This is a genomic window from Kineococcus anabasis (assembly GCF_054590795.1).
In genome coordinates this window covers 577,109-601,343 of the sequence record NZ_BAAIHU010000001.1, presented here as the reverse complement: position 1 = coordinate 601,343, position 24,235 = coordinate 577,109, and the positions used below count along the sequence as shown (strand labels likewise).

24 protein-coding genes and 1 riboswitch are annotated in these 24,235 nt (G+C 76.4%); of the genes, 16 read left to right on the top strand and 8 right to left on the bottom strand.

All coding sequences use genetic code 11. From position 1 onward, the window contains the following. Window positions 1–8 precede the first annotated feature (8 nt). Genes ACYQBY_RS02725 through ACYQBY_RS02705 form a run of 5 tightly spaced genes read left to right on the top strand, consistent with a single transcriptional unit; the run spans window position 9 to window position 4,139 of the window. Complete coding sequence (locus ACYQBY_RS02725; protein WP_459642258.1) at window positions 9–770, top strand: YebC/PmpR family DNA-binding transcriptional regulator; 762 nt, start codon at window positions 9–11, stop codon at window positions 768–770. A gap of 48 nt (window positions 771–818) precedes the next feature. Continuing rightward, window positions 819–1,415 carry a crossover junction endodeoxyribonuclease RuvC gene (gene ruvC / locus ACYQBY_RS02720; RefSeq protein ID WP_459642257.1) on the top strand — a complete coding sequence of 199 codons (597 nt, stop codon included), beginning with the start codon at window positions 819–821 and terminating at the stop codon, window positions 1,413–1,415. Between the two features lie 45 nt (window positions 1,416–1,460). Then, window positions 1,461–2,345, top strand: coding sequence for a NosD domain-containing protein (locus tag ACYQBY_RS02715; RefSeq protein WP_459642256.1), 885 nt, complete (start codon window positions 1,461–1,463; stop codon window positions 2,343–2,345). A 52-nt stretch (window positions 2,346–2,397) separates the two neighbouring features. Further along, a complete protein-coding gene (locus tag ACYQBY_RS02710) occupies window positions 2,398–3,270 on the top strand; it encodes a hypothetical protein (protein ID WP_459642255.1) in 873 nt (290 codons plus the stop codon). Then, the gene (locus ACYQBY_RS02705; protein ID WP_459642254.1) at window positions 3,267–4,139 is read left to right on the top strand and encodes a right-handed parallel beta-helix repeat-containing protein; all 873 of its coding nucleotides are present in this window, start codon (window positions 3,267–3,269) and stop codon (window positions 4,137–4,139) included. Before ACYQBY_RS02710 ends, ACYQBY_RS02705 begins: the two co-directional genes overlap by 4 nt. Window positions 4,140–4,184: 45 nt before the next feature. Here ACYQBY_RS02705 and ACYQBY_RS02700 read toward each other — a convergent pair whose 3' ends face one another. Continuing rightward, the gene (locus ACYQBY_RS02700; RefSeq protein ID WP_459642253.1) at window positions 4,185–4,895 is read right to left on the bottom strand and encodes a dienelactone hydrolase family protein; all 711 of its coding nucleotides are present in this window, start codon (window positions 4,893–4,895) and stop codon (window positions 4,185–4,187) included. A gap of 198 nt (window positions 4,896–5,093) precedes the next feature. Between ACYQBY_RS02700 and ruvA the strand changes: the two genes are divergently transcribed. The 7 genes from ruvA to ACYQBY_RS02665 all read left to right on the top strand — a co-directional run bounded on the left by ruvA (window position 5,094) and on the right by ACYQBY_RS02665 (window position 13,493). Beyond that, window positions 5,094–5,705, top strand: a complete 612-nt coding sequence (gene ruvA, locus ACYQBY_RS02695; protein WP_459642252.1) for a Holliday junction branch migration protein RuvA — start codon at window positions 5,094–5,096, stop codon at window positions 5,703–5,705. Window position 5,706: 1 nt separating this feature from the next. After that, window positions 5,707–6,789 carry a Holliday junction branch migration DNA helicase RuvB gene (gene ruvB, locus ACYQBY_RS02690; RefSeq protein WP_459642251.1) on the top strand — a complete coding sequence of 361 codons (1,083 nt, stop codon included), beginning with the start codon at window positions 5,707–5,709 and terminating at the stop codon, window positions 6,787–6,789. A 167-nt stretch (window positions 6,790–6,956) separates the two neighbouring features. Next, the gene (gene yajC, locus ACYQBY_RS02685) at window positions 6,957–7,298 is read left to right on the top strand and encodes a preprotein translocase subunit YajC (RefSeq protein ID WP_459642250.1); all 342 of its coding nucleotides are present in this window, start codon (window positions 6,957–6,959) and stop codon (window positions 7,296–7,298) included. Between the two features lie 171 nt (window positions 7,299–7,469). Further along, entirely contained in the window at window positions 7,470–9,389 is a 1,920-nt protein-coding gene (gene secD / locus ACYQBY_RS02680; RefSeq protein WP_459642249.1) for a protein translocase subunit SecD, read from the top strand. Further along, window positions 9,389–10,393 (top strand): protein translocase subunit SecF, encoded by a 1,005-nt coding sequence (gene secF / locus ACYQBY_RS02675; protein WP_459642248.1) that lies wholly within the window; start codon window positions 9,389–9,391, stop codon window positions 10,391–10,393. Before secD ends, secF begins: the two co-directional genes overlap by 1 nt. Further along, window positions 10,390–10,947: an adenine phosphoribosyltransferase gene (locus ACYQBY_RS02670; protein WP_459642247.1), complete on the top strand. Its 558-nt coding sequence runs from the start codon at window positions 10,390–10,392 to the stop codon at window positions 10,945–10,947. The genes secF and ACYQBY_RS02670 overlap by 4 nt, the downstream gene beginning before the upstream one ends. Window positions 10,948–11,069: 122 nt before the next feature. After that, complete coding sequence (locus ACYQBY_RS02665; RefSeq protein WP_459642246.1) at window positions 11,070–13,493, top strand: RelA/SpoT family protein; 2,424 nt, start codon at window positions 11,070–11,072, stop codon at window positions 13,491–13,493. Here the strand turns inward: ACYQBY_RS02665 and ACYQBY_RS02660 are convergent. Both ACYQBY_RS02660 and ACYQBY_RS02655 read right to left on the bottom strand, forming a co-directional pair. Further along, complete coding sequence (locus ACYQBY_RS02660) at window positions 13,468–14,127, bottom strand: hypothetical protein (protein ID WP_459642245.1); 660 nt, start codon at window positions 14,125–14,127, stop codon at window positions 13,468–13,470. The genes ACYQBY_RS02665 and ACYQBY_RS02660 overlap by 26 nt on opposite strands. A 131-nt stretch (window positions 14,128–14,258) precedes the next feature. Then, a complete protein-coding gene (locus ACYQBY_RS02655; RefSeq protein WP_459642244.1) occupies window positions 14,259–16,028 on the bottom strand; it encodes a DUF349 domain-containing protein in 1,770 nt (589 codons plus the stop codon). Window positions 16,029–16,163: 135 nt separating this feature from the next. Here ACYQBY_RS02655 and ACYQBY_RS02650 point away from each other — a divergent pair, with 135 nt between their 5' ends. Continuing rightward, window positions 16,164–16,835: an MBL fold metallo-hydrolase gene (locus ACYQBY_RS02650; protein WP_459642243.1), complete on the top strand. Its 672-nt coding sequence runs from the start codon at window positions 16,164–16,166 to the stop codon at window positions 16,833–16,835. Window positions 16,836–16,858: 23 nt separating this feature from the next. On the opposite strand, the gene ACYQBY_RS02645 is transcribed toward ACYQBY_RS02650, so the two are convergent. The 5 genes from ACYQBY_RS02645 to thiO all read right to left on the bottom strand — a co-directional run bounded on the left by ACYQBY_RS02645 (window position 16,859) and on the right by thiO (window position 20,738). Continuing rightward, window positions 16,859–17,128, bottom strand: coding sequence for a hypothetical protein (locus ACYQBY_RS02645; protein ID WP_459642242.1), 270 nt, complete (start codon window positions 17,126–17,128; stop codon window positions 16,859–16,861). Between the two features lie 102 nt (window positions 17,129–17,230). Further along, the gene (gene moeB / locus ACYQBY_RS02640) at window positions 17,231–18,421 is read right to left on the bottom strand and encodes a molybdopterin-synthase adenylyltransferase MoeB (RefSeq protein WP_459642241.1); all 1,191 of its coding nucleotides are present in this window, start codon (window positions 18,419–18,421) and stop codon (window positions 17,231–17,233) included. Beyond that, window positions 18,418–19,206, bottom strand: coding sequence for a thiazole synthase (locus ACYQBY_RS02635; protein WP_459642452.1), 789 nt, complete (start codon window positions 19,204–19,206; stop codon window positions 18,418–18,420). Before ACYQBY_RS02635 ends, moeB begins: the two co-directional genes overlap by 4 nt. 32 nt (window positions 19,207–19,238) lie before the next feature. After that, window positions 19,239–19,481 (bottom strand): sulfur carrier protein ThiS, encoded by a 243-nt coding sequence (gene thiS, locus ACYQBY_RS02630; RefSeq protein WP_459642240.1) that lies wholly within the window; start codon window positions 19,479–19,481, stop codon window positions 19,239–19,241. Window positions 19,482–19,571: 90 nt separating this feature from the next. Continuing rightward, a complete protein-coding gene (gene thiO / locus ACYQBY_RS02625) occupies window positions 19,572–20,738 on the bottom strand; it encodes a glycine oxidase ThiO (protein WP_459642239.1) in 1,167 nt (388 codons plus the stop codon). Further along, a riboswitch (TPP riboswitch) is annotated at window positions 20,727–20,834 on the bottom strand. (Overlaps the previous gene by 12 nt.) A gap of 92 nt (window positions 20,835–20,926) precedes the next feature. Here thiO and thiE point away from each other — a divergent pair. The 3 genes from thiE to ACYQBY_RS02610 all read left to right on the top strand — a co-directional run bounded on the left by thiE (window position 20,927) and on the right by ACYQBY_RS02610 (window position 24,187). After that, window positions 20,927–21,604, top strand: a complete 678-nt coding sequence (gene thiE / locus ACYQBY_RS02620; RefSeq protein ID WP_459642238.1) for a thiamine phosphate synthase — start codon at window positions 20,927–20,929, stop codon at window positions 21,602–21,604. Between the two features lie 88 nt (window positions 21,605–21,692). Beyond that, window positions 21,693–23,471, top strand: coding sequence for an aspartate--tRNA ligase (aspS, locus tag ACYQBY_RS02615; RefSeq protein ID WP_459642237.1), 1,779 nt, complete (start codon window positions 21,693–21,695; stop codon window positions 23,469–23,471). Further along, window positions 23,468–24,187, top strand: a complete 720-nt coding sequence (locus ACYQBY_RS02610) for a phosphatase PAP2 family protein (protein WP_459642236.1) — start codon at window positions 23,468–23,470, stop codon at window positions 24,185–24,187. The genes aspS and ACYQBY_RS02610 overlap by 4 nt, the downstream gene beginning before the upstream one ends. The last annotated feature ends 48 nt before the right edge of the window (window positions 24,188–24,235 follow it).

The window sequence follows — 24,235 nt, the reverse complement described above, 5'->3', positions numbered from 1 at the left end:
GGAAGCACATGTCCGGCCACTCCAAGTGGGCGACGACCAAGCACAAGAAGGCCGTCGTCGACGCCAAGCGCGGCAAGATGTTCGCCCGCCTCATCAAGAACATCGAGGTCGCGGCGCGCACCGGCGGCGGGGACCCGGCGGGCAACCCGACGCTGTTCGACGCCATCCAGAAGGCGAAGAAGTCCTCGGTGCCCGCGGACAACATCAACAACGCCGTCAAGCGCGGCTCCGGTGCCGAGGCCGGCGGCGCCGACTGGCAGACGATCATGTACGAGGGCTACGGCCCCAGCGGCGTCGCGATGCTCGTGGAGTGCCTCACGGACAACAAGAACCGCGCCGCCATGGAGGTCCGCACCCGGATGTCGCGCAACGGCGGCAGCCTCGCGGACCCCGGCAGCGTCGCCTACATGTTCTCCCGCAAGGGCGTCGTGGTGATCGGGAAGGCCGGCACCGAGCTGACCGAGGACGACGTGCTCATGGCCGTCCTGGAGGCCGGCGCCGAGGAGGTCACCGACCAGGGCGACACCTTCGAGATCCTCTGCGAGGCGACCGACCTCGTCGCGGTGCGCGAGGCGCTGCAGGGCGCGGGCATCGACTACGACTCCGCCGACGCCTCCTTCGTGCCCAGCGTGCAGGTCCCGCTGGACGCCGACGGCGCCGCGAAGGTGTTCCGGCTCATCGACGCCCTCGACGACTGCGACGATGTGCAGAACATCTTCGCCAACTACGACGTCTCCGACGAGGTGATGGCGGCCCTCGAGGACGCCTGAGCACCCGCGCCGACCGGCCCCGCCCCCGCCACGTGCGAGGGTGGGGCCGTGCGCGTCCTGGCGGTGGACCCCGGCCTGACCCGGTGCGGGCTGGCGGTCGTCGACGCCTCCACCGGCGGGCGCGCCCGGATGGTGGCCGTCGGGCTCGTGCGCACCCCCGCCACCGACCCCGTGCCGCAGCGGCTGCTCGCCGTGAGCGAGGGGCTGGAGGAGTGGCTGGACGAGCACTCCCCGGACGTGGTCGCCGTGGAGCGGGTGTTCGCGCAGGCCAACGTGCGCTCGGTGATGGGCACCGCGCAGGCCGCGGGCCTGGTCCTGGTCGCCGCCGCGCGGCGTGGGCTGCCCGTGGGCACGCACACCCCGAGCGAGGTCAAGGCCGCGGTCACCGGCTCCGGCCGGGCGGAGAAGGCGCAGGTGGCAGCGATGGTGACGCGCATCCTGGGCCTGGCCGAGGCCCCGCGCCCGGCCGACGCGACGGACGCCCTGGCCCTGGCGCTGTGCCACCTGTGGCGGGGTGCGGCCGGCACCCGGCTGGAAGCCGCGGCGCACACGGCGCTGGTGACGGGGCGGCGCAACGGGTACGCGGAGGCGGCCCGGGCCGCGCGGGGCCGGCGCACCCCACCCGGGAGCCTTCCCCGACAGTGATCGCATGAGTACGCTCGGTGCATCCGTGGCCCAGGGGGGAGCCCCATGCGTGTCCGTGCCGACGTGCGCGCCCGCCCCGCCGCCCTGCTCGGCGGGCTGCTCGCCGCGCTGACGACCGGGCTGCTCCTGCCCGCCGCCCCGGCCGCCGCCGCGACCGCCGCCGTCACCTGCGGAGCGGTCCTGACCGCCGACGCCCGCCTCACCCGCGACCTGCACTGCCCCGGCGGCACGGGACTGCGCGTGCGCGAGCCCGGCGTGGTCCTCGACCTCGGCGGGCACCGGCTCAGCGGCGACCGCGGCATCGCAGTGTCCGTCACCGAGCCGTACGTCCAGGTCCGCAACGGCACCCTGGAGGGCTGGGACACCGGGGTCTTCGCCGGGCTGGAGTCGAGCGAGACCGACTTCGGCGGTGCAGGCGGGTCCTGGGAGGAGGACGAGCCCGTCCTGCTGCACCTCGACCGCCTGACGGTCTCCGGCGCCCGGATGGGCCTGGCCGTCGTCGACGGCTCCCGGGTCACGGCCTCCCGCTCCACCCTCGGCGGCAACGGCACCGGCGCCCGCACCGATCACGGCGGCGAGCTGCGGCTGACCGGCTCCACCGTGCGGGACAACCGCCTCGGGCTGCAGGGGCTGGAGGGCAGCCCTCTGCGCGTCACGTCCTCCACCGTGCGGGACAACGACACGGGCCTCGCCTGCTCCCAGGGCCACATCGTGCTCGACCGCAGCCTCGTCACCCGCAACGGGACGGGCTTCCACTCCTTCACCTGCTCCGGGTCGTGGATCGGGCGCTCGGTGTTCCTGTCCAACGACCTGCACGTGTGGACGGACGGCATCCCCGAGGAGATGCCCACCGCGGGCTGCACCGCCTTCCTCGGCGGTGACCCGCCGTTCCTGCCCACCGGCACCTGCACCCCGCCGCCCGCCTGGTAACGCCTCCCCACCAGGGCCGGCGCCGCGCGCGGCGGCCGATCGGAGACCCACCGTGCCGACCTCCCCCACCCCCCTCCTGCGGCTCGTGCGCCGCGCCCTGGCGCCGGCCGCGGCGGCCGTCCTCCTGGTCCCCTCCGCACCCGCCGCCGCCGCGCCGGGTCCCGCCCCCGCTCCGCGCTGCGGGGCGGTGCTGACCGCCGACACCACGCTGGGCGCGGACCTGCACTGCCCGGCCGGGGACGGGCTGGTCCTGGCCGGGGAGGGCCTCGTCCTCGACCTCGCCGGCCACACCGTGCGCGGCGGCGGCACCGGCACCGGCCTGCGCGTCGCCGCCGAGGGCGTGCGGGTCCGCGACGGGCGGGTCACGGGCTGGGAGGAGGCGGTGCAGGTCGGCGTGGACGGCGAGCCCGGCTTCCCCGCGGACCTGGCCGGCCTCACCGTCGAGGGCGTGCGCCTGGAGCGCTCCGGCGTCGGCCTGGACGTGCGTCCCCTCGGCGACGCCACGGCACGGCGGGTGACCGCCTCGGGCAACGGCGCGGGACTCCGCCTCGGGGCCGACGGCGCCCTGCACGTGTACTCCTCCGCCCTCGTCGGCAACTCCGTGGGCGCCGTCGCCGTGGTCACCTCCCGGCTCGGTGCACCGCTGGGCCTCATGCACACCGTGGTGCGGGGCAACGGCGTCGGCGTGAGCTGCGCCGGTGGCGTCGTGGTGGTCGACCGCTCCGTCGTCGCGGGCAACGTCACCGGCGCCTCCTTCGAGGACTGCGAGGGCGCCGCCCTGCGCCGCTCCGCGTTCGCCGCCAACGACAGCCACGTCCTCGTCCGCGGCGGGCCCGTCGTCAGCGCGTGCACGACCTACCTCGGCGGGCCGGCCCCCACGGGCGTCCGCCGCGTCCCCTGCGGCTCGGCGGAGGGGACGCCGTGAGGTCCCGGTCCGTCCCCGGCGCGGCGGTGGTCGTGCTCTGCGCGGCGACCACCGCGTGGGGCCCACCGGCCGCAGCGGCCCCGCGGCCGGTGCACCCGGTGTGCGGGCAGGCCGTCACCACCGACGTGCGCCTGAACGCCGACCTCGTCTGCCCGGCCGGCGGCGGGCTCGTCGTCGCCGCCGACGGGGTGGACGTCAACCTCAACGGCCACGCGATCGTCGGGCCGCTGCGCCCCGGGCCGCCGGTGCGGGTGGGAGAGGGCATCCGGGTCCGGGCGAGCGGGGTCGTGGTCCGCAACGGCGAGGTCCGCGGCTGGAACGCCGGGGTGTGGGCGGGGATCGAGACCGGCGGTGGCGAGGGTGCGCCCGGCAGCGCGGAGGTGCGCGGGGTGCACCTCACGGGCAACGGCGCCGGCGCCTCGGCGTGGTCCCGCGGAGAGCTGACGCTGAGGTCGACGCGGCTGACCGGCAACAGCACGGGCGCCTCGGCGGTCTTCGGCGGGAGGCTGCGCGTGGAGGGCGCCCTGGTCGAGCGCAACGACCGCGGGGTGTACATGTTCGAGGCGGCGGACGCGGTCGTCGTCCGTGACGCCGAGGTGCGCCGCAACCGGGTCGGGATCTGGTGCCACCAGTCCGATCCCGGCCTCCTGGTGGAGCGGACCCGGCTGTCCCGCAACGGCAGCGGGATCGACGTGGAGCGCTGCGGCGCCTCGCGGGTGCACGGCGCCGCGTTCGTGTGGAACACGCGGCACCTCTTCGTCTGGAACGAGGAGGAGCACCCGGTGACGGTGACGTGCAGCAGCGCCACGCGCGACGGCGGGCCGCTGCCGGTGCCGGTCGGCCCGTGCGGGGGCGCCCCGCCGTCCTGAGCCGGCGGCGCACCCGCCCGCCGTGGACGCGCGCCCACCGGCGGCTCAGCGCAGGTGCTCGCGCAGGAACGCCGTCGTCCGCGACCACGCCAGCTCGGCCTGCTCCGGGTCGTGGTTCGCGCCCTCGTCGTTGTAGAAGGCGTGCCCCGCCGGGTACACGTGGAACTCCGGCGCCCGGCCGGTCTGCTCGCCGATCGCGGCGGCGGTGGCGTGCACGGCGTCGAGAGGCACGGAGGTGTCGCGCTCGCCGAAGTGCCCGAGCACGGCGGCGGTGAGCCCGGAGAAGTCGGTGCCCTCCGGGGCCAGGCCGTACCAGGGCACCGCGGCGCCGATGCGCGGGCCCTGCTGCGCGGCCAGCGTCAGGACGAAGCGCCCGCCCATGCAGAAGCCCACGGCGCCCACGGTGGACGACGTCACCTGCGGCAGGGCGAGGAGGTGGTCCACGGCTCCGGCCAGGTCCCGAGCGGCCCGCTCCGCGGGCAGCTCCTGCAGCATCCGCAGCGCCTCGGCGGCGTCGTGGGTGGTCCGCCCGCCGTAGAGGTCCGGCGCGAGGGCGACGAAGCCCTCGGCGGCGAGGCGGTCGACGATGCCGACGACGTGGTCCGTCAGGCCCCACCACTCCTGCACGACGATCACGCCGGGGCCCGAGCCCGCCGCGGGCACGGCGAGGTAGCCGTGGGCGTGGTCGGCCCCGTCGGCGCGGGACGCGGGGAAGGTGACGTTCTGGCGGGGGTTGTCGTGCTGCTCGTGGCTCACGGGTGCCAGCCTGCCGGGGTGTCGTGCCGCGGTGCACGCGGGGTGTCGTGCCGCGGTGCGCGCGGGGGGTCGGTGCCGCTCGCTACGGTGTCCTCGTACAGGTGTTCGGAGCCGGGTCCTCCCGGGCGGGCCTTCCCGCCGGGTGCCCGGATCGGGTGCCCGGCTGCGCAGCGCCGGGCGGTGGAGCGGGGTGGACGGGTGATCGCGTCGGTGCGCGGGCGGGTGCTCGCGGTGCGGCTGGACTCCGCGGTGGTCGAGGTCGGCGGGGTCGGGATGCTGGTGCACGCCGCCCCGGCCACCCTGGCGCCGCTGCGGGTGGGGGAGGAGGCGACCCTGGCGACCAGCCTGGTCGTGCGCGAGGACTCCCTGACGCTCTTCGGCTTCGCCGACGCCGACGAGCGCGAGGTCTTCGAGGTCCTGCAGACGGTGTCCGGGGTCGGGCCCCGCCTGGCGCTGGCGATGCTCGCGGTGCACCGCCCCGACGGCCTGCGCGCCGCGGTGGCGGGGGAGGACCTCGCCGCGCTCGTGCGGGTGCCGGGCATCGGGCGCAAGGGCGCCCAGCGCATCGTGCTGGAGCTGGGTGACCGCCTCGGGCCGCCCACGGGGCCGCTGGGCGAGACGGTGCCCACGCCGCGGGAGGGCTCCGGGTGGCGCGAGGACGTGGTCGAGGCCCTCGTCGGGCTCGGCTGGGCCGCGAAGCAGGCGGGTGAGGCGGTGGACGCCGTCACCGCACCCGACGGGCCGGTGCCCGGTGGCGGCGACGTGGCGGCGGCGCTGCGCGCGGCCCTGCGGCACCTGAGCAGGACCTGACGTGGCCGAGCAGGGGGCGCGGGAGGGCGAGCGCGTGGTCGCCCAGGGCGCCGACGCCCTGGAGCGGGCCGCCGAGTCCGCGCTGCGCCCGCACGACCTGGCGGAGTTCGTCGGGCAGACGGTGGTGCGCGAGCAGCTGCAGCTCGTGCTGGCCGCCGCCCGCAAGCGCGGGGCGCCCGCCGACCACGTCCTGTTCTCCGGTCCGCCGGGGCTGGGCAAGACGACGCTGGCGATGATCGTGGCGGCGGAGATGGGCGCGCCGCTGCGCCAGTCCAGCGGCCCGGCGATCCAGCACGCCGGGGACCTGGCGGCGGTGCTGTCCTCCCTGGACGAGGGGGAGGTGCTCTTCCTCGACGAGATCCACCGCATGGCGCGCCCGGCGGAGGAGATGCTCTACATGGCGATGGAGGACTACCGCGTCGACGTCGTCGTCGGCAAGGGCCCCGGAGCCACGGCCATCCCGCTGGAGCTGCCCCGCTTCACGCTGGTGGGCGCCACCACCCGCGCCGGGCTGCTGCCCGCCCCGCTGCGGGACCGCTTCGGCTTCACCGGCTACCTCGACTTCTACACCCCCGCCGAGCTCGTGCAGGTGCTGCGCCGCTCCGCGGTCCTGCTCGGGGTGCAGCTCACCGCCGAGGGTGCGGAGGAGATCGGCCGGCGCTCGCGGGGCACGCCGCGCATCGCGAACCGGCTGCTGCGGCGGGTGCGGGACTGGGCGCAGGTGCGCGGCAGCGGCATCGTCGACCGCCGCGCCGCGCGCGCCGCCCTGCTCGTCTACGAGGTGGACGAGCGCGGCCTGGACCGGCTGGACCGCGCCGTCCTCGACGCGCTGTGCCGGCGCTTCGGCGGCGGGCCCGTGGGCCTGTCGACCCTGGCCGTGGTCGTGGGGGAGGAGGCGGAGACCGTGGAGACGGTCGCCGAGCCGTTCCTGGTGCGCGAGGGCCTGCTCGGGCGCACGCCGCGCGGGCGGGTGGCCCTGCCGGAGACGTGGGCCCACCTGGGCCTGACCCCGCCGCGCGGCTCCGCGTGGCAGCTCGCGCTGGACCCCGAGCCGGCCGCGGCCGAGGAGGAGCCCGGCGGCTGAGGCCGGACGCGCCGCGCGCGCGGTTGCAAGGCCCGAACGGGTGGCGTGTCTAGACTGCGCCCCGGACGGAGGGGAACGCGGTGCGGTGCCCCCCGTCCACCGCGCGCCGGCCCGATGCCGGCGGGTGCCGCTGGGGGTGTCCTCGCCCGCGGGAAAGGACGTGCACGGTGCTCGACCCGCAGCTCCTCTTCCTCCTGCTGATGCTGGGCCTGCTGTTCCTGATGTTCTCGCGGAGCCGCAAGCAGCAGAAGGCGCAGCAGCAGCTGCTGGGCAGCCTCGGCCCCGGCGCGCACGTCATGACCTCCTCCGGCCTGTACGGCACGGTCGTCGCCGTCGAGGGCGACGACATGGTCCTCGAGGTCGCCTCCGGGGTGCGCATGCGCTGGACCCGCCGCGCGGTGGCCCGGGTCGTCGACGCCCCCGGCACCGCGCCGATCGCCGGTGCCGCCGGGCTCGACCTGACCAAGGGAGCCGGCTCGCCCACCGGTGAGGACCGCCCCCAGCCCTGACCGACCCGTCCCGCTCCCGTCCCGACACGTCACAGATGTGGCAGCATCGATTGACGGGTAGTGACTATCTGACGTGCGCTGGCCGGCCCGGCCACGCCGCACCCTGACTCGAGGTACAACGTGCCCCCCAGCAGAGCCCCCCGGCGTTCCCGACCCGGCCGCACGCTCGTCGTGCTCGGCATCATCCTCGCGCTCCTGTTCGGCGGTCTCGCCGCGGGAGTGCGCTGGGGGGAGGCCACGTTCCGGCCCGGCCTGGCCCTGGACCTCGAGGGCGGCACCCAGGTCATCCTCACGCCCCGCTCCACCAACGGTGCGGAGGTGACGCCGGAGAACCTCGAGCGCGCCGTGGCGATCATCAGCCGCCGCGTGAACTCCACCGGTGTCACCGAGGCGCAGGTGCAGGTGCAGGGCGGGCGCAACATCTCCGTCTCCATCCCTGGCACGCCGAGCCGGGAGACGCTGGACCTCGTCCGGCGCTCCGCCCAGCTGCGGTTCCGGCCCGTCATCGCCGTGACCGGGGCGGGCCCGGCTCCGCAGGTGCAGGCACCCCCGGCCGAGGGCGACCCCGCCGCGCCGCCCGCGGACCCCGCCGCACCGCCCGCGGACCCCGCCGCACCGCCCGCGGACCCCGCCGCACCGCCCGCGAACCCCGCCGCACCGGCCGAGCCCGCGCCGTCCCCCACCCAGAGCGGCAACGGCGCCGTCGTGCCCCGGGCGCTGCTGGCCGCCACCCCGGCGCCCCCCGCGCCGGCACCCACCGACGCGGCGCCCGCGCCCGCCGCGCCGGCACCCACGGACGGGGCCCCTGCGCCGGCCGCGCCCGCACCCACCGACGCGGCGCCCGCGCCGAGCCCCACGGGCCCGCCGGGGCAGCCCACCGACGCCCCCACCCCGCAGCCCACGAGCAACAGCGACCAGGCGTGGCTGACGCCCGACGTCCAGCGCCTCATCGTCGAGCTGGACTGCGCCAACCCGGACAAGTGGGCGGGCACCGTCGTCGATGACGCCAAGAAGCCCCTCGTCACCTGCGGCTCGGAGGGTGCCTTCAAGTACGTCCTCGGCCCGGTGGAGCTGGAGGGCACCGCGATCACCGACGCCTCCTCCGCCCAGGCGCAGAACGAGCAGGGCGTCCCCACCGGCGGGTGGGTGGTCAACATGCGCTTCAACGGCGCCGGCGCACGGGCGTTCGAGGAGACCACCAAGCGCATCTCCGCCCTGCCCGAGCCGCAGAACGCCTTCGCGATCGTGCTGGACGGCCTGGTCATCACCGCCCCCAGCGTCCGCGGGCCCATCCCCGGCGGCAGCGCCCAGATCGAGGGCGACTTCACGCAGGAGGAGACCGAGACCCTCGCCAGCCAGCTGCGCTTCGGCGCGCTGCCGCTGTCCTTCGACGTGCAGACCGAGCAGCAGGTCTCGGCGACCCTCGGCCAGGACCAGCTCCGCAACGGCCTGCTCGCCGGCCTCATCGGCCTGGTCCTCGTCGTCGTCTACTCCCTGGTGCAGTACCGCGCCCTGGGCCTGGTGACGGTCGGCAGCCTCGGGATCGCCGCGGCCCTGACGTACATCGTCATCGCGCTGCTCAGCTGGGTGCAGGACTACCGGCTGTCGCTGGCGGGCATCGTCGGCCTCATCGTCGCGATCGGCGTGACGGCGGACTCCTTCATCGTCTTCTTCGAGCGCGTCCGCGACGAGATCCGCGACGGGCGCGGCCTCGTCTCCGCCGTCGAGGTGGGCTGGCACCGCGCGCGGCGCACCATCCTCATCTCCGACGCGGTCACCCTGCTCTCGGCGGTGGTCCTGTTCGTGCTGTCCACCGGCAACGTGCAGGGCTTCGCCTTCACCCTCGGCGTCACCACCCTCGTCGACGTCGCGGTGGTGTTCCTCTTCACCCACCCCGTGGTCGCGGTCATGGCGCGCACGAAGTTCTTCGGGGGCGGGCACAAGCTGTCCGGGTTCGACCCCGTCCACCTCGGCTCCGTCGTCGCCCGCACCGCCGTCCGCAGCGGCGCCGGCGAGAAGCGCGAGACGATCGCGGCCCGCCGTGCGGCGGCCCGCGCCCAGAGCAGCACCGACGCGGGAGGCGACGCCTGATGGGCATGGCGGACCTGGGCAACCGGCTCTACACCGGTGAGACCTCGTACGACTTCGTCGGACGCCGCAAGATCTTCTACATCATCGCGGTGGTCATCTTCCTGGTGTCCACGATCGCGATGTTCAAGCCGGGTTTCCACGCCGGGCTGGAGTTCACCGGCGGCTCGGAGTTCGTCGTCAGCAACGCCACGCAGGGTGTGGGCCCGGCGCGCGAGGCCGTCGAGGAGGCCCTGCCGCAGGGCACCACGGTGCCGCTCATCACGCAGGTCGGCGACGACAGCGTGCGCGTGCAGGCCGAGCAGCTGGAGAGCGCCGACCTGGACCGCGTCCGCGCCGCGCTCGCCGAGGCGTACGGCGTGCAGCCGGGCGACGTTGCCTCCTCCAGCATCGGCCCGAGCTGGGGTGCGGACGTGACCCGCCAGGCGCTCATCGCGATCGGCGTCTTCTTCGTCCTCGTCGCGATCGTCATGGCCGTGTACTTCCGCACCTGGGCCATGGCCGTGGCGGCGATGGTCGCGCTGGTGCACGACCTCGTCCTCACCGCGGGCATCTACGCCCTCGTCGGGTTCGAGGTGACCCCCGCGTCCGTGATCGGCTTCCTGACGATCCTCGGCTACTCCCTCTACGACACGGTCGTGGTGTTCGACAAGGTCCGCGAGAACACCAACAAGATCACCGACTCGCAGACGCAGACGTACCACGAGGCCGCCAACCTCGCGGTCAACCAGACCGTCGTGCGCTCGATCAACACCTCCGTGGTGGCGCTGCTCCCGGTGGCGGCCATCCTGTTCATCGGCGCCTTCCTGCTCGGCGCCGGGACCCTGCGCGACATCGCGCTGGCCCTCTTCATCGGCATGCTGGTCGGCGCCTACTCCTCCATCTTCATCGCCACGCCGCTGCTGGTGGACCTGCGCGAGCGCGAGCCCCACATCGCGAAGCACACCCGCGAGGTCCTCGCCCGCCGCAGCGGCGCGAGCGCATCCGACGCGCCGGCACCCGCGTGACCGCCACCGGCACCACCACCGGCACCGCCACCGGTGCCGCCGGCCTCGTCTCCGCGCTCGTGCGGGACGTGCCGGACTGGCCGCAGCCGGGCGTGACGTTCAAGGACATCACCCCGCTGCTGGCCGACGCGGCGGCCTTCGCGGCCGTCGTGGCGGACGTCGCCGAGCGGGCCCGCGCCGTGCGGGCCGAGGCGGTCGCGGGCCTGGAGGCGCGCGGCTTCCTCCTCGCCGCGCCCGCCGCCGTGGCCGCCGGCGCCGGCTTCCTGCCCGTGCGCAAGGCGGGCAAGCTGCCGGGGCGGCCCCTGCGGCGGGAGTACTCCCTGGAGTACGGCACCGCGGCGGTGGAGCTGCTCGCGGACGGCGTGCGGCCCGGGCAGCGGGTGCTGGTCGTGGACGACGTCCTCGCGACCGGCGGCACCGCCCGCGCGGCGTGCGAGCTGCTGGAGGAGGCCGGCGCCGAGGTCGTCGGCGTGCACGTGCTCCTGGAGCTGACCGCGCTGGGCGGGCGCGCCCGCCTGGGGGAGCGCCCGGTCACCGCCACGCTCACCGTCTGAGGCTCCCCGCACGGCGCGCCGGCCCGCCGTGCGCAGGACACGTCCGGCCCACCTCCGCGACCGTCGCCCCACCTTCTGCGCGCGCGCCTCCTAGACTGGATGAACACGCGAGGAGGTTCCCCATGGCCGAGCAGTACAGCAGCGAGGACGTGGTGCCCGCGCGTTCCGGTTCGTCGGCCGCGTCCACCGCGGTCGGCGAGGCCGCCCAGCCGGGCGCGGTACCCGGCCCCGCGGAGCCCGCCCGGCGCGAGCCCCCGCGCCCCGCGGAGGCTCCCGGCGCCGGGCCGGTGACCGCCAGCCGGATGCTCTCCCGCCTGGCCCGCTTCGGCCAGCAGCGCCAGTCGACGGTGTCCCCGGTGCTGGAGCCGCTGCTGCGCACGCTGCGCGGCACCCACCCCAAGGCCGACGTCAGCGTCGTGGAGCGCGCGTACCTGCGGGCGGAGAAGGCCCACGAGGGGCAGCGCCGCAAGAGCGGCGACCCGTACATCACCCACCCCGTGGCGGTGGCCACGATCCTCGCCGAGCTGGGCATGACGCCGCCGACGCTGGCCGCGGCCCTGCTGCACGACACGGTGGAGGACACCGACTACACGATCACCCAGCTGCGGGCGGAGTTCGGTGACGAGATCGCCATGCTCGTCGACGGGGTGACGAAGCTCGACAAGGTCACCTACGGCGACGCCGCGCAGGCCGAGACCGTCCGCAAGATGGTCGTCGCCATGGCCAAGGACATCCGCGTCCTCGTCATCAAGCTCGCCGACCGGCTGCACAACGCCCGGACCTGGCGCTACGTCTCGGCGGCCTCGGCGGAGAAGAAGGCCCGCGAGACCCTGGAGATCTACGCCCCGCTGGCGCACCGCCTCGGCATGAACACGATCAAGTGGGAGCTGGAGGACCTGTCGTTCGCGACGGTGTACCCCAAGCGCTTCGACGAGATCGTGCGCCTGGTGTCCGAGCGGGCCCCGGCGCGCGAGGAGTACCTGGCCGGGGTGCGCGAGCAGGTCAGCGCCGACCTGCGCGCCGCGCGCATCCGCGCCACCGTCACCGGCCGGCCCAAGCACTACTACTCGATCTACCAGAAGATGATCGTGCGCGGCCGCGACTTCGCAGAGATCTACGACCTCGTCGGGGTCCGCGTCCTCGTCGACACCGTCCGCGACTGCTACGCGGTCCTGGGCGCCCTGCACGCGCGGTGGAACCCCGTCCCGGGGCGCTTCAAGGACTACATCGCGATGCCCAAGTTCAACATGTACCAGTCGCTGCACACGACGGTCATCGGGCCGCAGGGCAAGCCCGTGGAGATCCAGATCCGCACCCACCTGATGCACCGCCGCGCCGAGTACGGCGTCGCGGCGCACTGGAAGTACAAGGACACCGCCGACGCCGCGGGCGACGCGGGCGTCAAGGGCGTGGACTCCACCACCGACCTGTCCTGGCTGCGGCAGGTGCTGGACTGGCAGCGGGAGACCTCCGACCCGGGGGAGTTCCTGGACTCCCTGCGGTTCGAGATCAACGCCTCCGAGGTGTTCGTCTTCACGCCCAAGGGGGACGTGGTGGCGCTGCCCGCCGGGTCCACCCCCGTGGACTTCGCCTACGCCGTGCACACCGAGGTCGGGCACCGCACCATGGGCGCCCGCGTCAACGGCCGTCTCGTGCCGCTGGAGTCGACCCTCGACAACGGCGACCTCGTGGAGGTCTTCACCTCCAAGGCCGACGGCGCCGGGCCGAGCCGGGACTGGCTCTCCTTCGTCAAGAGCCCCCGCGCCCGCAACAAGATCCGCCAGTGGTTCTCCAAGGAGCGCCGCGAGGAGGCCATCGAGCAGGGCAAGGACGCCATCGCCAAGGCGATGCGCAAGCAGCACCTGCCGCTGCAGCGCCTGATGTCGCACGACTCCCTGCTGGCCCTGGCCCGGGACATGCGCTACCCCGACGTCTCCTCGCTGTACGCGGCGGTCGGGGAGGGCCACATCTCGGCGGCCAACGTCGTGGACCGCCTCGTGGCCGCGGTCGGCGGGGAGGCCGGCGCGGAGGAGGACCTCGCCGAGGCCACCACCCCGGGCTCGACGCGCCGCTCCCGCACCGGGGACGCCGGCATCCTCGTCAACGGCGCGGGGGACGTGTGGGCCAAGCTCGCCAAGTGCTGCACACCCGTGCCGGGTGACCCGATCGTCGGGTTCGTCACGCGCGGGGCCGGGGTGTCGGTGCACCGGGAGGACTGCGACAACGTCGAGGTCCTGCGCCAGCAGCCCGAGCGGCTGGTGTCCGTGGAGTGGGCGCCGACGTCCGCGACGTGCTTCCTCGTGCAGATCCAGGTCGAGGCGCTGGACCGGGCCAGGCTGCTGTCGGACGTGACGCGGGTCCTGTCGGACAACCACGTCAACATCCTCTCCGCCACCGTGAGCACGAGCAGGGACCGCGTGGCCGTCTCCAAGTTCCAGTTCGAGATGGCCGACCCCAAGCACCTCGGGCACGTCCTCAACGCGGTGCGCCGCGTGGACGGCGTGTTCGACGCCTACCGCGTCACGGCGGGGCGGGCGCGCAGCTGAGCGGGGCACCGGCCGCGGCGAGCACCTGACGGGCGTGCCGCACGTTCCGCACCCCGGCCATGTCCGCGAGCTGGGCGCCGAGGTCCGCGGCGCCCGGCCCGAGCCGCAGCAGCGCCACGAGCGCCTGCGGCACGGTGCCGGGCGCGGCCGTGCGCGCCAGGTCCACCGCCGTGCGCGCCGGGGTGGTGACCGCCAGCCCGGCGACGTGCACGACGTCCCGCGCGGGCGGCACGGAGGAGGAGACGGACAGCGGCGCCGTGCCCGCGGTGGCGTGCCGCTGGGCGGTGCGCGCTGCGGTGCGCGCCAGGGCGACGTCCACGGGCAGCGCGGCGGGGCCGCCGGTGTGCAGCCACGCGGCGGACGCACCCACGACCACCGCCCCCGGCGGCACCAGGGCGCACAGCGCCGCAGCACGCCGGGAGCGGTCCAGCTCCACCCCGGCCGCGACGACGACCCGCCCCAGGACGCTCTGGACGAGACCCTCCTGCAGCCAGCGGCGCACCTCGCGCTCGGCGTCCGGGCCCTCGGGCAGCCAGGGGACGGTCACGTCCGGCGGCCGGCACGCGCCCAGCCGGGCGGTGAGCCGGTCGGGGCCCGGAGGACCGTCGGCGGGAGGGGTTCGCTCGGCAGGCACACCCGCACCCCACCGCACCGGGGGCCCGGCGCGGGCGCGCCGGGCGCGGGCTGTGGACGGGCGCACCCGGTAGCGGCCCTGTGGACGCCCCCGGACGGGACCGGCGAGCCGGTCCCGTCCGGGAGAGCGGATCAGCCCGAGACGTCCCGCAGGGTGCCGCGGGCCTGCTCCAGCCACTCCTGCCGGGCGCGCAGGGCCTCCTCGGCGCGCTTGAGCCGGCGCGCGTCGCCGCGGGCGCGGGCCGTCTCCACGTCCGCCTCCAGGTCGCGGATCCCGGCCTCCAGCTGGGCCACCACACCCTGCGCGCGGGCGCGGGCCTCGGGGTTGCTGCGCTTCCAGCGGTCCTGCTCGGCGTCGCGCACGGCGTTCTCCACCGTGCGCATCCGGCCCTCGATCCGCCCGAGGTCGGCCCGGGGCACCTTGCCCGCGGCCTCCCAGCGGTCCTGGATGTCGCGCAGCGCGGCCTTCGCGGCACCGAGGTCCCGCACGGGCAGCAGGGCCTCGGCCTCGGCGAGCAGGGCCTCCTTGACGTGCAGGTTGCCGCGGAACTCCTCGTCGACCTGCTCGTTGGCGGCCGTGCGGGCGGCGAAGAACGCGTCCTGCGCGGCGCGGAACTTCGCCCACAGGGCGTCGTCGTCCTTGCGGCCCAGGCGCCCGGCGGCCTTCCAGCGATCCATGAGCGTCCGGTACGCCGCCGACGTGCCGCGCCAGTCGGTGGAGGACGAGAGCGCCTCGGCCTCCGCGACGAGCTTCTCCTTCTCGGAGCGGATGCCGCCGCGCTGCTCGTTGAGGGCGGCGAAGTGGTGGCGGCGGGCCTTGTCGAAGGCGCTGCGGGCGTGGCTGAACCGCTTCCACAGCTCCTCCTCGCTGCGCTTGTCGAGGCGGCCCTCGCGCTGGGCGCCCTGCCACGCGGTGAACAGGTCGCGCAGGCGCTCCCCGGCGCTCTTCCACTGCATGCGCTCGGGGTCCTGCCCCGCGATGGACTCCGCCTCCTCCACGATGGCCACGCGCTGCACGCGCAGGCGCTCGCGGGTCTCGGCGCGGGCGCGGTCGGCGGCGGCGCGGGCCTCCTCGGCGATGGTCGCCAGCGCCTCCACCCGGGCGGCGAGGCCGTCGACGTCACCGACGGAGTGGGTCTCCGCGACGGCGGTGCGCAGCCCGTTGACGCCGGCCATGATGTCGCGGCTGCTCAGTTCGGTGCTGCGCAGGCGCTGCTCGAACAGGTCGACCTGGGCGACGACCTCCTCGAACTTGCGCACGAAGTAGGCCAGGGCCTCCTCGGGCGTGGCGCCGGGGTACTGCCCGACCTCCTGCTCGCCGTCCTTGCGGCGCACCCAGACGGTGCCGTTCTCGTCGACGCGCCCGAAGGACGCGGACACCTCGCTGGGCACGTGCTGGGCGGTCGGCAGCGGGAGCGGCGCCGCGGCGGCGGGCTCGGGCGCCGGGTGCGGTGTGGGGGGCTGGGCGGGACGGGGCAGGGCGGCGGGCGTGGGGTGCGGGACACCTGCCGCGGCCGGGGCCTCGGCGGGCGCCCCGGCGGGAGCCTCGGTGGGGGTTTCGGCCGGAGCGTCGGCGGGCGCTCCGGTGACGGCGGACGGCTCACCGTCGGGATCGGTCTCACCGGCGGGCACGTCGGGCGGGGTGGGGTCCTCCGCGCTGCCTGAGCCGCCCTGCGCCTCCTCGTCCGCGACGGGGTGCTCGTCCGCGACGGGGTGCTCCTCCGCGGCCGGGATCTCGGTGTCGGCCTCGACCACGACCGGGGCGTGCGGGTCGGGCTCGACCGCGGCTGCGTCGGCGTCGGGCGGCGCCGCGGCGGTGGGCGCGTCCTCGACGGCGTCGGCGGGTGCGGCGGTGTCCTGCACGTCCTCGGGGGACGCCGGCTCCTGGGGTGGCTGGCTCACGAGGCGAGTCTAGGTGCCCGGGTCCACGAACGGCCCAGTGCACTGCGCTCGGTGTCGCACCCGTCGCCGCCGGTCCTGCACGCACCGGCACGCACCGGCACCACCGGGGCACCGGCCGGTGGCTAGGGTGCGCGGGTGCTCGTCCTGGGGTTCCCCGCCGCCGCGTTCGGCACCAACTGCTACGTCCTGGCCCCCGCCGCGGGCGAGGAGTGCGTCGTCGTCGACCCGGGGATCGGCGTGGAGCAGACGCTGACCGAGGTGCTGCGCGAGCACCGGCTGCGCCCCGCCGCGGTGCTGCTCACCCACGGCCACCTGGACCACGTGTTCGCCGTGACCCCGGTGTGCGGCACGTACGGCGTCGCCGCCACCGTCCACGCGGAGGACCGGTACCGCCTGCGCGACCCGCTCACCGGCCTGGGCCCGCAGCTCGCGGCGGCGCTGCGCGCGGAGTTCGGGTCCCTGCGCTGGTCCGAGCCGGAGGACGTCGTGACCGTCACCGGCGGCGCGCACCTGGACGTGGCGGGGCTGGACCTCGACGTCGTGCACGCCCCCGGCCACACCGAGGGCTCGGTGATGTTCCTCGTGCGGCGACCGGGCGAGGCGGACCTGTGCCTGTCGGGGGACGTCCTGTTCGCCGGCTCGATCGGCCGCACGGACCTGCCCGGCGGGGACCACGCCGCGATGCTGCGCAGCCTGCGGGAGCGGGTGCTGCCCCTGGACGACGAGGTGCCGGTGCTGCCGGGGCACGGCCCGGCGACGACGGTCGGCGCCGAGCGGGCCTCCAACCCCTACCTGCGGGGCCTGTAGGGGTCCGCCCGGCGCCGGCCGGGTCAGGAGCCGGCGGGCGTCACGCCGAAGATGAGGCTGCGGCGCTCGACGTCGTAGTGGACCGTCTCGGTGTTCTTCAGCAGGTCCTGCAGCGCGTCGGCGTCGTCCGCGGTCAGCGTGAGGACCTCCTCCCAGGCGCCCTGGTCCAGGACGAGCTGGAGGGTGTAGGTGCCGTTGGAACCGGGCTCACCGGCGACCCAGCTGAACTGGTAGTGGCTGAGCTGGCGGACGCGGATGGTGTTGTCGGTGACGGGCTGGGGGACGTCGGCCACGGTCTCCTCCTTCGCATCGGGACGCGCACCGCTGCGGTGCGCTCGCCGCGCCCGTACCCGGCGGCGCGGATCCGATGCGCGCCGTCCGCGCCCGCGTGCGGCTCAGTACCGCGGCAGGGCCGGGTCCACCTCGTCCGCCCAGGCCAGGACGCCGCCGCGCAGGCTGCGCACCCGCGTGTAGCCGGCGGCGCGCAGGGCGGTCAGGGCGCGGGCCGAGCGCGCACCGCTCTTGCAGTGCAGGACGACGTCCACGTCGGCTGGGATCCGCGGCAGGGCGTCGCCGGAGAGGATCCCCTCCAGCGGCACGTTCACGGCGCCGGGCACCGCGACGATCTCGCGCTCGTGCGCCGGGCGGACGTCGACGAGGAGGAACCCCGGCCCGCCCGCGGAGCGCTCCCGCAGCATCCCCGCGAGCTCGGCCGCGCCGACCTCGGGCACCGGCGCGGCGGTGCCGACCGCGCACGCCGCGCCCACCGGGGCGGGCCCGGCGGCCGTGGGCGCGGTGGCTGTGGGCGCGGCCCGGCGGGTGGGGTCCTTCGCGACGCGCAGGGTGCGCCACGTCATGGCCAGGGCGTCCAGGACGAGCAGCCGCCCGAGCAGCGGGCGCCCGGCCCCGGTGATCAGCTTGACGGCCTCGGCGGCCATCACGGAGCCCACGACGCCGCAGACCGCGCCGAGCACCCCGGCCTCCTCGCAGGACGGCGCGTCCCCCGGTGCGGGCGGCTCCGGGTACAGGTCCCGGTACTGCGGCCCGCGCGCCTCCCACGACAGGCCCACCTGCCCGCCGAAGCGCAGCACCGCCCCCCACACGCAGGGCACCCCGGCGGCGGAGCAGGCGTCGTTGACGAGGTAGCGGGTGGGGAAGTTGTCGCTGCCGTCGAGGACGAGGTCGTAGCCGGCGACGAGGGCGCCGACGTTGCCGGGTGCGAGGCGCTCGGCGTGGGTGACGACCCGCACGAGGGGGTTGATCCCGGCGATGGTCTCCCGGGCGCTGTCGACCTTGGCGCGGCCGACGTCGGCGGTGGAGTGCACGACCTGCCGCTGCAGGTTCGACTCGTCCACCACGTCGTCGTCGACGACGCCGATCGTGCCGACCCCGGCGGCCGCCAGGTACAGCAGGACGGGGGAGCCGAGGCCGCCCGCGCCGACGACGAGGACGCGGGCGTTCTTCAGCCTCCGCTGCCCGCTGCGCCCGATCTCCGGCAGCAGCAGGTGCCGGGAGTAGCGGCGCACCTCCTCGGCGGTCAGGTCCTCCCCGGGCCCGACGAGCGGTCCGAGCGCCTCCCCGCTCACAGCCCCACCTCGGCCATCCCGTCCAGGGGGCTGGCGCTGCGGGCGTGGTGGCGCCGCGGGATGCGCCCGGCCAGGCGCGCGGCCCGGCCCGCCTCGACGGCCAGCCGCATCGCGCGGGCCATGGTGACGGGGTTGCGCGCCCGGGTCACCGCCGAGGCCAGCAGGACCGCGTCGCAGCCCAGCTCCATCGCCAGCGCCGCGTCGGAGGCCGTGCCGATGCCGGCGTCGAGGACGACGGGAACCCCTGCGCGGTCGGCGATCAGCTCGATGTTGTGGGGGTTGAGGATTCCCAGGCCGGTGCCGATCGGGGCGCCCAGCGGCATGACGGCGGCGCAGCCGGCCTGCTCCAGGCGGCGGGCCAGGACGGGGTCGTCGCTGGTGTAGGGCAGGACGGTGAAGCCGTCGGCCACGAGCGCCTCGGCGGCGTCGAGGAGTTCCACCGGGTCCGGCAGCAGGGTGTGCTCGTCGGCGACGACCTCCAGCTTCACCCAGTCCGTGCCGAGCGCCTCGCGGGCCAGGCGTGCCGTCAGCACCGCCTCCCCGGCGGTGCGGCAGCCGGCGGTGTTGGGCAGCACCCGCACCCCGAGGCGGCGCAGCACGTCCAGCAGCGACCCGCGGGCGGCGGGGTCCACGCGGCGCATCGCCACGGTGGTGAGCTCGGTGCCTGACTCCGCGAGGGCGCGCTCCAGGACGTCCAGGTTCGCCGCGCCACCGGCGCCGGTGATGAGCCGGGAGGAGAACTCCTGCCCGGCGATGCGCAGCGGGTCCCCGGTGGCCGCGGTCAGGCCGCCCGTGCCGGTCAGCTCAGTGGTCACGCTCAGCCCCCCGCCACCGCGGTGAGGACCTCGACGCGATCGCCCTGGCGCACCCGCCGCTGCTGCCAGTGCCCGCGGGGGACGACCTCGTCGTCCACGGCGACGGCGACGCCGTCGGTGCTGGCGCCGGGCGGGAGCAGGCGGGCCACGACGTCGGCGATGCTCGTGCCGGCCGGGGCGCTGCCGTCCTCGCCGTTGAGCCGGAACCCGACGGCGGCCGGGGCGTCGGCGGTGGGGGTGTCCATGGCGTCCTCTCCTCTGGTGCGGTGCTCGTCGCGCGGTGCTGGTCGCGCGGTGCTGGTCGCGGGGCTGCTCGTCGCGGGGTGCGCGGCCGCTCAGCGCAGGGCGGGCTCGGGGGCGCCCACGCCGAAGCGGGCGGGGGAGAAGGGCCGCAGCACGTCCGGGAGCGCCTCCCCGGCCAGCAGCGCGGCGACGGCCTCCCCGGTGATCCCCGCCAGCAGCATGCCGTTGCGGTGGTGCCCGGCCGCCAGCAGCAGGCCGGGCAGGGCGCCCTCGCCCACGAGGGGGCCGTTGTCCGGTGAGCCGGGGCGGCAGCGGGCCGCGGTCTCGGCGAGCTCCAGTTCCGCCGTCACGGGCAGCAGCGCCTGCGCGTCGCGCAGCAGCTCGTACACGCCCCCGGCGGTGACGGTCTCGTCGAACCCGCGGTCCTCGGACGTGGCGCCCACGACGAGCTCGCCGTCCTCACGCGGCACGAGGTACACGGACGCTCCGCGCACCACGCCGCGCACGGTGCGCGAGAGCACCGGCCGCAGCGCCGGGGGGGTCCGCAGCCGCAGGATCTGCCCCTTCACCGGGCGCACCGGCGGCAGGAGGCCGGCGGGCACCCCGGGCGCCTCCCCGGCGGCGGCACCGGCGGTGAGCAGCACCCGCTCCGCCGCCAGGACCGTGCCGTCGGCCAGGTCGAGCCCCACGGCGCGGCCCTGCCGCACGCGCACGGCGGCCCGCTGCGCGTGCACCCGCACCCCGGCGGCGGCGCACGCGGCGCGCAGCCCGGCCAGCAGCCGGCGGTTGTCGACCTGGTGGTCGCCCTCCACCCACAGCCCGCCCGCGACGTCCGGGGAGAGCAGCGGCTCCAGCCTGCGGCACTCGCGGGAGGTGAGGCGCTCGGAGGTCAGGCCCAGGGAGCGCTGCAGGTCCTGCGCCTCGGCGAGCACGGCCCGGTCGGAGGGGTCCAGGGCCACCGCGAGGGTGCCGCAGCGCCGGTAGCCGACGCCGGTACCGCCCGCGGCCTCCACCTCCGCCGCGAAGAGCGCGTAGCCGCGCGCGGCCTCCAGGTTGAGCCGGAGCAGGTCCTCCTCGCCGGGGTGCAGCTCGGTGACGGGGGCCAGCATCCCGGCCGCGACGTGCGAGGCGCCCGAGCCGGGGGAGGGGTCGGCCAGGGCGACGCTCAGGCCGCGCTGCGCGGCGCGCCAGGCGCAGCTCAGGCCGATGACGCCGCCCCCGACGACGGCGAGGTCGTAGCCGGCGCGCGAGGACTCCACTGCACTCCCTTCGCCGGCACGACCCGGATCAGGTTCGACGGTCGGCGAGTCCGCTCGCCCTCTCAGCCCGCTGCACGGGCTCCCGTGGTCGGCCTCACCATACCCGCCGGGTCCGCGGCGCCCCGGCCCGCACGCGGGCGCCCGGCCGCCGGGCGGCCCCGGCGCGCACCGGTGGCAGACTCCCGCCCGTGCCCACGACCCCCGCCGCCGGCGCGGCCGTCCGCCTCGCCGACGCCCGCCTGTACCTGTGCACCGGCGCACGCCGCCGCCAGGGCGACCTGGAGCAGTTCCTCGACGCGGTCCTGGCCGGCGGCGTCGACGTGGTGCAGCTGCGGGAGAAGGACCTGGAGGCCGCGGAGGAGCTGGAGCTGCTCGAGGTGTTCGCCGCCGCCGCGCGCCGGCACGGACGCCTGTTCGCGGTGAACGACCGCGCCGACGTGGCCCTCGCCGCGGGCGCGGACGTCCTGCACCTGGGCCAGCGCGACCTGCCGCCCGCCGCGGCCCGCCGCGTCGTCGGGCCGGACGTGGTGCTCGGCCGCTCCACCCACACCGCGGAGCAGGCGCGCGGGGCGGCCGCCGACCCGCAGGTCGGCTACTTCTGCACGGGACCGGTGTGGGCGACGCCGACGAAACCCGGGCGCGCGGCGGTGGGAACGGACCTCGTGCGCCTCGCCGCCGCCACCGGCACCGCGACGCCGTGGTTCGCGATCGGCGGGATCGACCTGGGCACCCTCGAGGAGGTGCTCGACGCGGGCGCCCGCCGGGTCGTCGTCGTGCGGGCGCTCACCGAGGCGGACGACCCGGGAGCAGCGGCCGCGGAGTTCGCGCGGCGGCTGCGCGAGGCCCCGGCGCCGGCCCCCGCCTGAACGACGCGCCCCGACCGGCCGGTCCGTAGGATCGCCCCGCGGCCGGGCGCACCGACGCGGCCGCCACCCCGACGGAAGGACAGCCCCCGTGCTCCGCACCCACGAGGCCGGCACCCTGCGCGCCGACGCCGCCGGCACCACCGTGACCCTCACCGGGTGGGTGGCACGCCGCCGGGACCACGGCGGGGTCGCCTTCCTGGACCTGCGGGACGCCTCGGGCGTCGTGCAGGTCGTGGTGCGCGACGAGGTCCTGGAGCGCGGCGGCGCCCACGACCTGCGCAACGAGTACTGCGTGCGCGTCACCGGCACCGTGGGCGCCCGCCCGGCGGGCAACGAGAACCCCAACATCCCCACCGGCGCCGTCGAGGTCGCCGCGGAGGAGCTGGAGGTCCTCAACCCGGCCGCGCCCCTGCCCTTCCAGATCGACGAGCACGTCCAGGTCGGCGAGGAGGCGCGGCTGCGCTACCGCTACCTGGACCTGCGCCGCCCCGCGCCGGCCGCCGCGATGCGCCTGCGCAGCGAGGTCAACCGTGCCGCCCGGGAGGTCCTGCAGCGCCACGCCTTCGTGGAGGTCGAGACGCCCACGCTGACGCGCTCCACCCCCGAGGGTGCCCGCGACTTCCTGGTCCCGGCCCGCCTGCAGCCGGGTTCCTGGTACGCGCTGCCGCAGAGCCCGCAGCTGTTCAAGCAGCTCCTCATGGTCGCCGGGCTGGAGCGGTACTACCAGATCGCCCGCTGCTACCGCGACGAGGACTTCCGCGCCGACCGGCAGCCGGAGTTCACCCAGCTCGACGTGGAGATGAGCTTCGTCGAGCAGGACGACGTCATCGCCCTCGCCGAGGAGGTCCTCACCGCGCTGTGGGGCCTCGTCGGCTACGAGGTGCCCACCCCGCTGCCGCGGATGACCTACGCCGAGGCCATGGCGCGCTTCGGCTCGGACAAGCCGGACCTGCGCTTCGGGGTGGAGCTGACCGACTGCACGGAGTTCTTCTCCGGCACCACCTTCCGCGTGTTCCAGGCCCCCTACGTCGGCGCGGTCGTCATGCCCGGCGGCGCCTCCCAGCCGCGCAAGCAGCTCGACGCCTGGCAGGAGTGGGCCAAGCAGCGCGGCGCCCGCGGCCTGGCCTACGTGCTCGTCGGCGAGGGCGGCGAGCTCGGCGGGCCGGTCGCCAAGAACCTCTCCGAGGAGGAGAAGGCGGGCATCGCCGCCCACGTCGGCGCGCAGCCCGGCGACTGCATCTTCTTCGCCGCCGGCCCGCGGGGCGCCCAGCGCGCGCTGCTGGGCGCGGCCCGCCAGGAGATCGCGCGCCGCTGCGGCCTGATCGACGAGGACGCGTGGGCGTTCACCTGGGTGGTGGACGCGCCGATGTTCGAGCGGGCCGACGAGACCGACGACGTGGCCGTCGGCTCGGGGACCTGGACCGCGGTGCACCACGCGTTCACCTCCCCGAAGCCGGAGCACCTGGACACCTTCGACACCGACCCCGAGAACGCCCTGGCCTACGCCTACGACATCGTCTGCAACGGCAACGAGATCGGCGGCGGCTCGATCCGGATCCACCGCCGCGACGTGCAGGAGCGGGTGTTCGCGGTCATGGGCATCGAGGAGGAGCAGGCGCGGGAGAAGTTCGGCTTCCTGCTGGACGCGTTCTCCTTCGGTGCGCCCCCGCACGGCGGCATCGCGTTCGGCTGGGACCGCGTGGTGGCGCTGCTCTCCGGTGCCGAGTCCATCCGCGAGGTCATCGCCTTCCCCAAGTCCGGCGGTGGGCTCGACCCGCTGACCGGTGCGCCGGCGCCCGTCACGGCCGCGCAGCGCCGGGAGGCCGGCGTGGACGCCAAGCCGCAGGTGGCACCGGCGGCCCCGTGACGGACCGTCCCGGGGCGCGTCCCCGGCCGGGAGCGCCGCGGCGGCCCGGCTGGGGGCTCGTCGCGGCGCTGGCGCTGCCGTTCGCGGTGCTGACGGTGCTCGTCGCCACCGGCTACGGGCCGCTGCTGGCGCTGGACGGCGCGGTGAACCGGTGGGCGGGGGGCCTGGTCGCGGCCGAGCCGGCGCTGGGGCGGGCCGGGCGCGTCGTGGAGGCCGTCACCCAGCCCGGCTGGTGGTGGGTCTGCGCCAGCGCGGTGGCCCTGGTCGCGGTGTGGCGGGGCGCCCGCCGCAGCGTGGGCGTCGTGGCGGTGGCGATCATCGTGGGCGGTGCCGCGTCCCCCCTCGCCAAGGACCTGGTGGGCCGGCGCCGCCCCCCGCTGGACACGCTGCTGACGACCGCCGAGGGCGGCGCCTTCCCCTCCGGGCACGTGCTCGCCGCCACGGTCGTGGGCGGCTGCGGGGCGCTGGTGGCGGCCCGGGCCCTGCGGCGGGCCGCGCACCGGCGGCTGGTGTGGGCGCTGTGGGTGGCGGTCGTGGCGCTCGTCGCCCTCGACCGGCTGGTGGTCGGGGCCCACTGGCTCAGCGACACGCTCGGGTCGGTGTCGCTGGGGGCCGCGGTGGTGGCCGCCGCGGCGCGGGTGCTGGCCGGGACGGACCCGGACCGGGGACCGGGACCGCGCCGGGCGCCGGGGCGCGGCTGGGCGCGGCCCGGGTGAGGATGGGCCGCGACGGCGCGCGGACCGCCCCGGCGGCCCGCCACGGCA